General features: G+C 73.9%; 6 protein-coding genes. 1 reads left to right on the top strand and 5 read right to left on the bottom strand.

Features of this window, described 5'->3' with window-relative positions:
• Positions 1-2,811 (top strand): bifunctional lysylphosphatidylglycerol synthetase/lysine--tRNA ligase LysX (lysX, locus tag AB0D04_RS41275; RefSeq protein ID WP_362712553.1); only part of this gene is annotated, 2,811 nt, incomplete at its 5' end.
• Between the two features lie 8 nt (positions 2,812-2,819).
• Here the strand turns inward: lysX and AB0D04_RS41270 are convergent.
• The 5 genes from AB0D04_RS41270 to AB0D04_RS41250 all read right to left on the bottom strand — a co-directional run.
• On the bottom strand, positions 2,820-3,848 hold the full coding sequence (locus tag AB0D04_RS41270; protein WP_362712552.1) for a TolB-like translocation protein: 1,029 nt from the start codon (positions 3,846-3,848) through the stop codon (positions 2,820-2,822).
• Positions 3,845-5,152 (bottom strand): MFS transporter, encoded by a 1,308-nt coding sequence (locus tag AB0D04_RS41265; RefSeq protein ID WP_362712551.1) that lies wholly within the window; start codon positions 5,150-5,152, stop codon positions 3,845-3,847. The genes AB0D04_RS41270 and AB0D04_RS41265 overlap by 4 nt, the downstream gene beginning before the upstream one ends.
• Before the next feature lie 22 nt (positions 5,153-5,174).
• Entirely contained in the window at positions 5,175-6,377 is a 1,203-nt protein-coding gene (locus AB0D04_RS41260; protein ID WP_362712550.1) for an alkaline phosphatase family protein, read from the bottom strand.
• Between the two features lie 37 nt (positions 6,378-6,414).
• Complete coding sequence (locus tag AB0D04_RS41255) at positions 6,415-7,365, bottom strand: galactokinase (RefSeq protein ID WP_362712549.1); 951 nt, start codon at positions 7,363-7,365, stop codon at positions 6,415-6,417.
• A partial coding sequence (locus AB0D04_RS41250; protein WP_362712548.1) for a class I SAM-dependent methyltransferase occupies positions 7,362-9,115 on the bottom strand: 1,754 nt, incomplete at its 5' end. The genes AB0D04_RS41250 and AB0D04_RS41255, both read right to left, overlap by 4 nt.

Below are 9,115 nucleotides of genomic sequence, written 5' to 3'. Positions count from 1 at the left end.
GGCACGCTGGAGGCCGGCGGCGGCAACCGGCTGCTGTGGACCGTCAACCGCGTCAGCGGCGAACTGGTCGTCGGTCACCCCTTCACCGGGCATCCGCCGCACGGGGTCGGCACGGTGCTGGGCCTGCTGGGCGCGCTCGCGCTGCTGAACGCCGCCGCCGCGCTGTTCCGTTCGCAGCGGATGGAGGCCGCGCTGCACGGCGACGAGGAGGCCCGTATCCGGGCGCTGCTCGCCCGCTACGGCAGCCAGGACTCGCTGGGCTACTTCGCCAGCCGCCGCGACAAGGCCGTGGTCTTCTCGCCCAGCGGCAAGGCCGCCGTCACCTACCGCGTGGAGACCGGCGTCTGTCTGGCCAGCGGTGACCCGGTCGGCGACCGGGAGGCCTGGGGACCGGCCATCGAGGCGTGGCTGGAGGTCGCCGGACGGTACGGCTGGCAGCCCGCCGTCATGGGCGCGAGCGAGGACGGCGCCAAGGCGTTCGCACGCGCCGGGCTGGGCGCGCTGCAGCTGGGCGACGAGGCGATCCTGTACGTCAAGGACTTCGATCTGGACGGCCGCGAGATGCGGGTGACCCGGCAGGCCGTCAACCGGGTCGAGCGCACCGGCGCCACCTTCCGGCTGCGCCGCCACTCGGCGCTCTCCGACGAGGAGATGCAGGAGGTCATCCACCGGGCGGACGCCTGGCGCGACACCGAGACCGAGCGCGGTTTCTCGATGGCGCTGGACCGGCTCGGCGACCCGGAGGACGGGGACTGTCTGCTGGCCGAGGCGTTCGACGGCGACGGCAGGATGATGGCGCTGCTGTCCTTCGTCCCGTGGGGCACGGACGGCATCTCGCTGGATGTGATGCGCCGCGACCGGTCCGCGCCCAACGGCGTCATGGAGTACATGGTCGCCCAGCTGTGCGCCCAGTCCGGGCAGCTCGGGGTGCGCCGGATCTCGCTGAACTTCGCGGTCTTCCGCTCCGCCTTCGAGGAGGGCGGCCGGATCGGCGCCGGACCGGTGCTGAAGTTCTGGCGCAAGCTGCTGCTGTTCTTCTCCAAGTGGTGGCAGCTGGAGGCGCTCTACCGCTCCAACGCCAAGTACAACCCCGAGTGGTACCCGCGGTTCCTGTGCTACGCCGACGCCGGTGCGCTGGCCCGGATCGGGCTCGCGTCCGGTATCGCCGAGGGCTTTGTCGCGGTGCCGAGCCTGGGCAAGCTGTGGGGCAAGGGGCACCAGAAGCGGGTGCTGGCACCGGCGAGCACCGCGGGTCTGCCGTCGCTGGACGAGCTCGGGCTGGTGCACACCCCGGCCACCGAGGAGGAGCAGCGCGCGCAGGAACTGGCCGCGCTGCCCGAGCAGGTGCGGGTGCGCCACCACAAGCTGGAACGGCTGCGGGAGGACGGCACGGACCCGTATCCGGTCGGCGTGCAGCGCACGCACACGCTCGGCGAGGTACGGGAGGAGCACCCCGGCCTCGCACGGGGCACCCGTACCGGCAAGGCCGTCAGCGTCGCGGGGCGGGTGCTGCTCACCCGGGACCACGGCGGGGTGCTCTTCGCGGTGCTGCGGGACTGGTCGGGCGATCTGCAGATCGCGCTGACCCGGGACGGCACCGGCAAGGAGCTGCTGGACCGCTTCGGCACGGACATCGACCTCGGTGACCACATCGAGGCCGAGGGCGAGGTCGGCGCGAGCGACCGCGGTGAGCTGACGGTGTTCGTGACGCAGTGGCGGCTGACCGCCAAGTGTCTGCGGCCGCTGCCGGACAAGCGGCGCGGGCTGTCCGACCCGGAGGCCAAGGTCCGCCAGCGGTATGTGGACCTGGTCGTCTCGACGGACGCGCGGGACAACCTGCGGGCGCGCAGCACGGCCGTGCAGGCGCTGCGCCAGGGGCTGATCGACCGCGGCTATCTCGAGGTCGAGACGCCGATGCTCCAGCAGATCCACGGCGGCGCCAACGCCCGCCCGTTCCACACCCACATCAACGCCTACGACCTCGATCTGTATCTGCGGATCGCCCCGGAGCTGTACCTCAAGCGGCTGTGTGTGGGCGGTATGGAGAAGGTCTTCGAGATGGGGCGGACGTTCCGCAACGAGGGCATCTCGTACAAGCACAACCCCGAGTTCACGATGCTGGAGGCGTACCAGGCGTTCGCCGACTACGACGTGATGCTCGATCTGACCCGGGAGCTGATCCAGGGGGCCGCGGTCGCGGCGTTCGGCAGCGCCACCGCCCGTAAGGCCGATGCGAACGGCCGCCTGGTGGAGCACGACATCTCGGGGATCTGGCCGGTCAAGACGGTCTACGGCGCGATCTCGGAGGCGCTCGGCGAGGAGGTCGACGCGGACACCGGGCCGGATGTACTGCGGCGGCTGTGTCTGCGTGCGTCGGTGCCGGTGAAGCCGGAGATGGGGCGCGGCGACATCGTGCTGGAGATGTATGAGCGGCTGGTGGAGGAGAAGACCCAACTCCCCACGTTCTACAAGGACTTCCCCACCGATGTCTCCCCGCTGACCCGCCAGCACCGCAAGGACCCGCGGCTCGCCGAGCGCTGGGACCTGGTCGCGTTCGGCACCGAACTGGGCACCGCCTACTCGGAGTTGACCGACCCGGTGGAGCAGCGGCGGCGGCTCACCGCCCAGTCGCTGCTGGCGGCGGGCGGCAACCCGGAGGCGATGGAGCTGGACGAGGACTTCCTCCAGGCCCTGGAGTACGCGATGCCGCCGACGGGTGGTCTGGGCATCGGCGTGGACCGCCTCGTCATGTTCCTCACCGGTCTGTCGATCCGCGAGACGCTGCCGTTCCCGCTGGTGCGGCGCCGCTGAGGCGGCCCTCAGGGCCCGGTCACGGCGGGCGAGACGGCGGAGGTCACCACCTTTTGGGGGTGGCCTTTGCCGTTCGCCGGGACCTTCCACAGATCGGCGCCGTAGTCGCCGGGCAGGGCGTAGACGAGGGTGCGGCCGTCGAGCCACAGGGCCTGGTCGTCCACGCTCGCCCGCTCGGCGAGCGGCGTCTCGCGCCCGCTGCGCAGATCCAGGACGTACAGCCGCCAGGGTGCGTCCGCCCCTTTGGGCCGTACCCGCTTCTTGAAGGCGATGCGGGTGCCGTCCGGGGAGAGGGAGGGGCACTCGACGTTCTCGCGGATGGCGGTCAGGGTGCGGCGGGTCAGGTTGCCGCGGACGAGATAGGTGCGGCCCTGGGTGGCGAGGGTGGCGTAGAAGGTGGTGTCGTCGGCGGCAAAGGTGACGCCCCAGAAGTTGTGGTCGACGGCTTCGTGGCGGCGGCCGTCGACGCGGACGGTGAAGTCCTCCAGGTTGTCGTGGAGGGTGCGGGTCCGGGTGTCGTAGAGGGCGGTACGGGTCGAGAACGCGCCGCCCGCGTACGAGTCGCCGCTGACGAAGACCGTCCAGGCGACGAGGCGGCCACTGGGCGAGACGCGGGCGCGGGTGGGGATGCCGGGCACCGGGAAGCGGCGTACGGGCCGCATATGGGAGTCCAGGACGACGGCCTCGTGGCCCGGCACCACTCCACCTTTGGACCGCAGACAGATGCCGGTGCCGGCGGCGGCGTGGAAGCGCAGACAGTTCCTGGGGGCGGCGGTGCGGGCGGCGGCGGGGGCGGTCAGCGGGACGGCGGCGAGGTGGTCGCGCTGGGGGCCCCATGCCAGGTTCCGGAAGAGCAGCCGCCCTGGCCGCCGTAGGTCCAACTCCCCTTTGTTTACGGTGGGTTGGCCCGCGCGGTCATGGTTGCGCCCGGCGGACCGGTCGGCGGCGCGGCCGACCGCGACGACGGCGCCGGTGACGAGGAGGGCGGTGGCCGCGAGGAGGATCAGGAGGCGGTGGCGGGCGGGGACCGGCGTCATACGGAGGCCTTTCGTCCGGCGGAGTCCCTGCCGCGGGCGGCCGCCCGTCCGCGGGCGAGGATCAGGGCACAGAGGGCGACGGCGGCGGCCAGGCAGCCGGCCGCGGCGGCCAGGGCCGTGGTGGGGCCCAGGGCGGTCCAGGCCGCGCCGAAGAGGACCGCGGCGGCGAAGCGGCCCACGGCCTGGCCGGTCTGCACCAGGGCCAGACCGCTCGCCCGCACGGCGGGTGGCAGGAGCGGGGCGGCGGCAGCCATCAGTACCCCGTCGGTGGCGGCGTAGAAAACGCCCAGGAGGATGAACAGGGCTGCCATGGAGAGGAGTTGGGCCAGGCCGCCGATGGGGGCGAGCAGGAGGAGATACCCGGCGAGCAGGGCGCCATGACCGGCCAGGAAGACCCGCAGGCGCCCCACGCGGTCCGCGAGGCGGCCGACCGGGAGCGCCAGCAGCAGGAAGGCCGCCGCGGTGCCGACCGGCAGCAGGGGGAACCACCGTGCGTCGAGGTGGTGGCGCTGCTGCAGGACGAGATAGAGGAAGGCGTCGCTGATGGTGGCGGCGCCCAGGAGTACGGCGGCCAGGCTCAGCCGCGGCACGCCGGGGGTACGGGCCAGGGTGCGGAGCGTGCGTACGGCACCCGGGCGGGGCGTCCGCGTACGGTGCGCGGCGGGGTCCGGGCGCGGCTCGCGGACGTACAGGACGAGCAGCAGAACGCCGAACACCGCGCTGCAGAAGCTGACTTGGAAGACCGCGTCATAGCCGTCCCGGGCGGCCCACAGCACGCCGAAGGCGGCGAGCGGGCCCAGCAGGGCGCCGGCGGTGTCCAGGGTGCGGTGCACACCGAAGGCGCGGCCCTGTTCCTCGGGGGCGGTGGACAGCGAGATCAGCGCGTCGCGCGGGGCGCTGCGCAGGCCCTTGCCGGTGCGGTCGGCGGCCAGTACGGCGCCGATCGCCCAGGGGGTGGTGACGGCGAGCAGGACGGGTTTGCAGACGGCGGAGAGGGCGTAGCCGGCGCCCGCGACGAGCTTGCGGCGGCGGGTGCGGTCGGCGGCGTACGAGCCCACCAGGCGGACCAGTGCGGTGACGCCCTGGTAGACGCCGTCGAGCAGGCCGTAGGCGAGCGGGGTCATGCCCAGGCCCGCGACCAGGTACAGCGGCAGGACCGCGGTGACCATCTCCGAGGAGACGTCCGTGACCATGCTGACCAGGCCGAGGGCGACGACATTGCCGGCGACGGCGCGGCGGGCGAAGGGCCGGTCGCGGGCGACGCCGGCCGAGGCGTCGGCGGCGCGGCTGGACGAGAGATACACGGACGTCTCCTCGCGCGGTGGGTCAGAACCAGTTGACGGTGAGCGGGAAAGCGGCGTTGGCGGTGGCGTTCGCGGCGTCGGTGGCGGTGGCGGTGACCTGGAAGGTGCCCGTCTGCCAGGGTTTGCCGGTGATGCGGCCGCCGGCCGCGTCGGTGGTCAGGCCCAGCGGCAGACCGGTGGCGCGGTAGCCGAGCGGGGCCTTGCCGCCGGTGGCGGTCAGCTGGACGGTGCAGTCCTGGTGGAAGCGGCAGGTCTGCGGGCCGGGGGCGGTGAGCTTGAGGTCGCCGCCGGGTGGTTGGGTGCCGCCGGTGTCGAACACCTCGGTGACGGGGGTGGCGGTGGCCGCGTTGCCCGCGTGGCCGGTGCCGTACATGTCCTCGAAGGTCCGCAGCAGGCTGTAGTGGTTGTACGCGCCGGCGACATTGCCCTGTTTGACGTGGGCGCCGTAGAAGACGGACGCGATCTGGTTGGAGCCGAGGTAGTTGTCCTCGTCCCAGGTGAGCATCAGCAGGCTGTTGTTGGCCTTGGCCCACTGGGCGTAGGAGTCGAGGTTGTTCTTGAGCCAGGTGTCGCCGCTGCCGACGGCGCAGTCGTGCATGTCGTTGCACAGGTCCGGGACGACGAACGACAGCGTCGGCAGCTTGGTGAAGTCGTCCTTGGGGAACTGCGCGAAGGTCTTGCCGGTGTTCACCGGCACGTTGTTGAAGGCGAACCACGGGTTGTGCTTCTGCGCGTACTTGCCGCTGGAGCAGGTCGTGGAACCCTCGCTGGGCAGGCCCTCGTTGTAGCTGGCGAAGGTCTTGCCGGCGGCGATCAGCTCCTGGCCGAGGTTGGCGGCGTTCATCGACTGGGCGGCGTAGCAGCCGTCGCCGGTGACGCCCTGGGTGGCGCCGGAGAAGAGGTTGAAGTAGTTCGGCTGGCTGGGGTGGGTCAGCGCCTTCATGCCGGTCAAACTGGCGCCGCCCTGGGCGAGTTGGTTGATGTAGGGCGCGTTGGCGCTGCCGATGATCTCGTTGTACTGCTTGTTCTCGAAGACGACGATGACGACGTGGTCGTAGGCCGGCAGTGCGGCCTTGACGGCGTGCTGCCGGGGGCCCTGGGCCTGGGCGGCGGTGGCCGTGACGATCAGGCCGAGCGCGCCGAGGGTTGCGGCGAGCGCGGTGCGCAGGCGTGTGGCCCGGGGGTTCGGGCGGGGTTTCGGCCGGGGTTCGGCTTGGGGTTTCATCCGGTCTCACTCCTTGTCGGTACGGCGGGATGCGGGTTCAGCGCGGTGCGGGTTCAGCGCGGTGCGGCGGTCGGTCCTCGCGGCGGGCCGCGTCCGTGGTGGCGATCCGCAGCAGGCGGGGTACGGGCAGTTCACGGCGGGCGAAGGCGGCGGCCACCGCGGTCCGGACGGCCGCGCGCCGGTCCCGGGGTGCGAGCAGCAGAACGCTGCGGCCGGGACGCCGTCCGGGCCACCAGGCGGCGCGGGCCCCGGCGCGCCGGGCTTCGCGGACAGCGAGGGTGAGGCCGATGGCCGGCTGCCCGCCGCCGCCGGCACGGGCCGTCAGGAGCAGCAGGCACGGCTCCGGGCCGCCGTCGCCCGCGGCCAGCGGCTGGTGGAGCGCGCCGTCGTCGGCCGCGAGCAGGTGCCCGGCGCGGGCGAAGAGCACGGCCCGGCGCAGCGCGGCATCGCCAGGTACGGCGGCGTCGAGGAGATCCGCCAGCCGTGGGCGGGTGGGCGGGCGGCCGCCCCGCTCGGCGTGTGCGTGCGCGACAGCCAGCGCGGCCGCGCACTCCAGGGGTTCGGCGACGGGCAGCCCCACGGCGTCGGGCAGGGTGGCGTTCAGCTGGAGGTCGGCGCCGCCGCGGCCGATGCCGGCGGCGGCGAGGGCGCGCAGCGCGGCGTACGGGCGGGCCGCCCAACCGGGGGCGCGGGCGGCCGGTCCGGTGAGCGGGAGGGTGGCGGCGTCGGCGGGGTGGTTGAGGGAGCCGCAGCGCAGCATGCCGTCGGCGCGCGGGGCGACGGCCACGCCGACGTACCAGTTGGCCGCCGCGACCCAGTCGGCCCGCGGCGCTGTCCCCGGCGGTACGGCGTGCGCGGTGAGGTGGAAGGCGTACGGGGCGCGCCACACCGCGGCGGGCCGGTGGCCGTACGCCGTCGCGAAGCCATGGGCGAGCAGCCGCAGCAGCGGGTCCGCCGTCGGGCGCTGGGCCAGGTCCACGGCGCTCACCCCGGATCCTTGCGGGCCAGCAGCCGGTAGGCATTGCCGCCGTCGGTGGCGCGGGCCACCGCGGTGCGCACCGTGTCGAGGGCGATCGCGGCGCCGTAGCAGGGCAGCGCCAGGGCCTGTACGGCGGTGCGGGCCGCGCGGCGGGCCGGGGTGGCGGGGACGGTGGCCCAGGGGGCATGTGGGTCGGGCGCGAGCCGGTTGGCGGTGAGGGCGACGGCACCGATGAAGTCGGCGTTGGCCTGGTGAGCCGCGCCGTGCTGCACGGCAAGGACGGTGAACCCCCGTGCCACCAGGGCCTGTTGGAGGTTGCGGACGGGCATCAGGTGCTGGTGCTGGGGCTGGAACCAGGGCAGCCAGTGGGGGCCGAGCAGTCGGGCGATACGGGCCTCGGGGTCGGGGAGTTCGATGAGTAGATGGCCGCCGGGCGCCAGGACCTTGACGGCCGCGTCGAGTTCGGTGAACGGGTCCCGGGTGTGCTCGAGGTAGTGGTGCATGCTCACCGTGTCGTAGCGGCCGGCGAGCCGGTCGGCGAGGTCGGGGAACTGGCCCCGGTAGCCGGTGGCGATCCACCCCCGGCGCTCCGCCTCCTGGACCGCCTCGCCCATGTCCAGCCCGTCGAAGCGGGTGTCGGGCCATACGGTGCGCGCGGCGTTGCAGAAGTGCCCGCCGGCCGTGCCGACGTCGAGCCAGGCCCTGGGGGTGGTGAACGGCCTGAGCAGTTCGGCGCGGGCCCGGTACGTACCGTTGATCCGGCCCAGGACCAGGTCGGCGCCCTCGCCGCCGAGGCCGTCGTAGAAGTCGCGGTAGTAGAAGTCGAGGCCCTCCTGGGTGAGCCGGGGATTCTGGAAGATGTGGCCGCACCGGCGGCACTCCTCGAGGGTGAAGCGGCCGGGCTTGCCCTGGAGCAGGTCGGGCATGCGGACCCGGACGACCGGGTCCGGCGCCGCACACCAGGGGCAGTCGGGGCGGCGGGGTTCGAGAAAGTGGTCGGTGCCGCGGGCGAGTTGGGCGGTGTACGCGGCGCGGCGGTCCGAAGCGTCGGTTCCGGGCGGGCCGGCGGGCGGTGTCGCCAGGGTCCGCAGCGCGGCGGACAGGGAGCGCAGGGGGCGGGTCGCGGTGGCGGCGGCGAGGTCGGCGGGGCGCAGCCGTCGGGCGGGGGCGAGTACAGCGGTGGGCTGGAGCCAGTACAGGGCGGCCGCCGCCGCGCCCCAACGCGGCGCCGAGAGGCAGCACTTGAGCAGCAGGGCGAGACCGGCGAGCTGGGCGGCGGAGAGCAGGCTCGGCGGCAGGCCGCGGGCGCGCAGCTCTTCGGCGCGGCACGCGGGGTCCGGCGACGGGAGCGTCAGACCGGGGGCGAGAGCCCAGCCGGTGGCATCGGGGGCGTACTCCTTGAGCCGGGCGAGGAGCCGGAGAAGATCGGCCACGGAGCGCGGTGGGGTGGGGGTGCCAGAGGGGCCGGGGAGGCCGGCGCGCTCGTAGACCTCGTCGGACACCAGCAGGGCGCGGCCCGCGCCGTGGCCGGGCGCGCACCGGTCCGCCCGGTGGGCCGCGGGGTCGAGCAGCCGGAGCAGCCCGAGGGCGCTTTCGGCGTCCAACTGCGCCGGCACGAGGTCCAGCACGCGCAGCCCTTCGCGCGCGGCGTGGGCGACCGCGGCGCGCAGGGTCGCCTCGTCGGCCGTGACGCCGGTCGCGGTGATCACGTGCCAGCCGGACAGCGGGGGCGGGGAGGTCTCGCCGGTTGCGGCGGTGT

The organism is Streptomyces sp. NPDC048483, from assembly GCF_040651455.1.
Taxonomy (GTDB): Bacteria; Actinomycetota; Actinomycetes; order Streptomycetales; family Streptomycetaceae; genus Streptomyces.
This window is presented reverse-complemented; position numbering and strand designations above follow the sequence as displayed.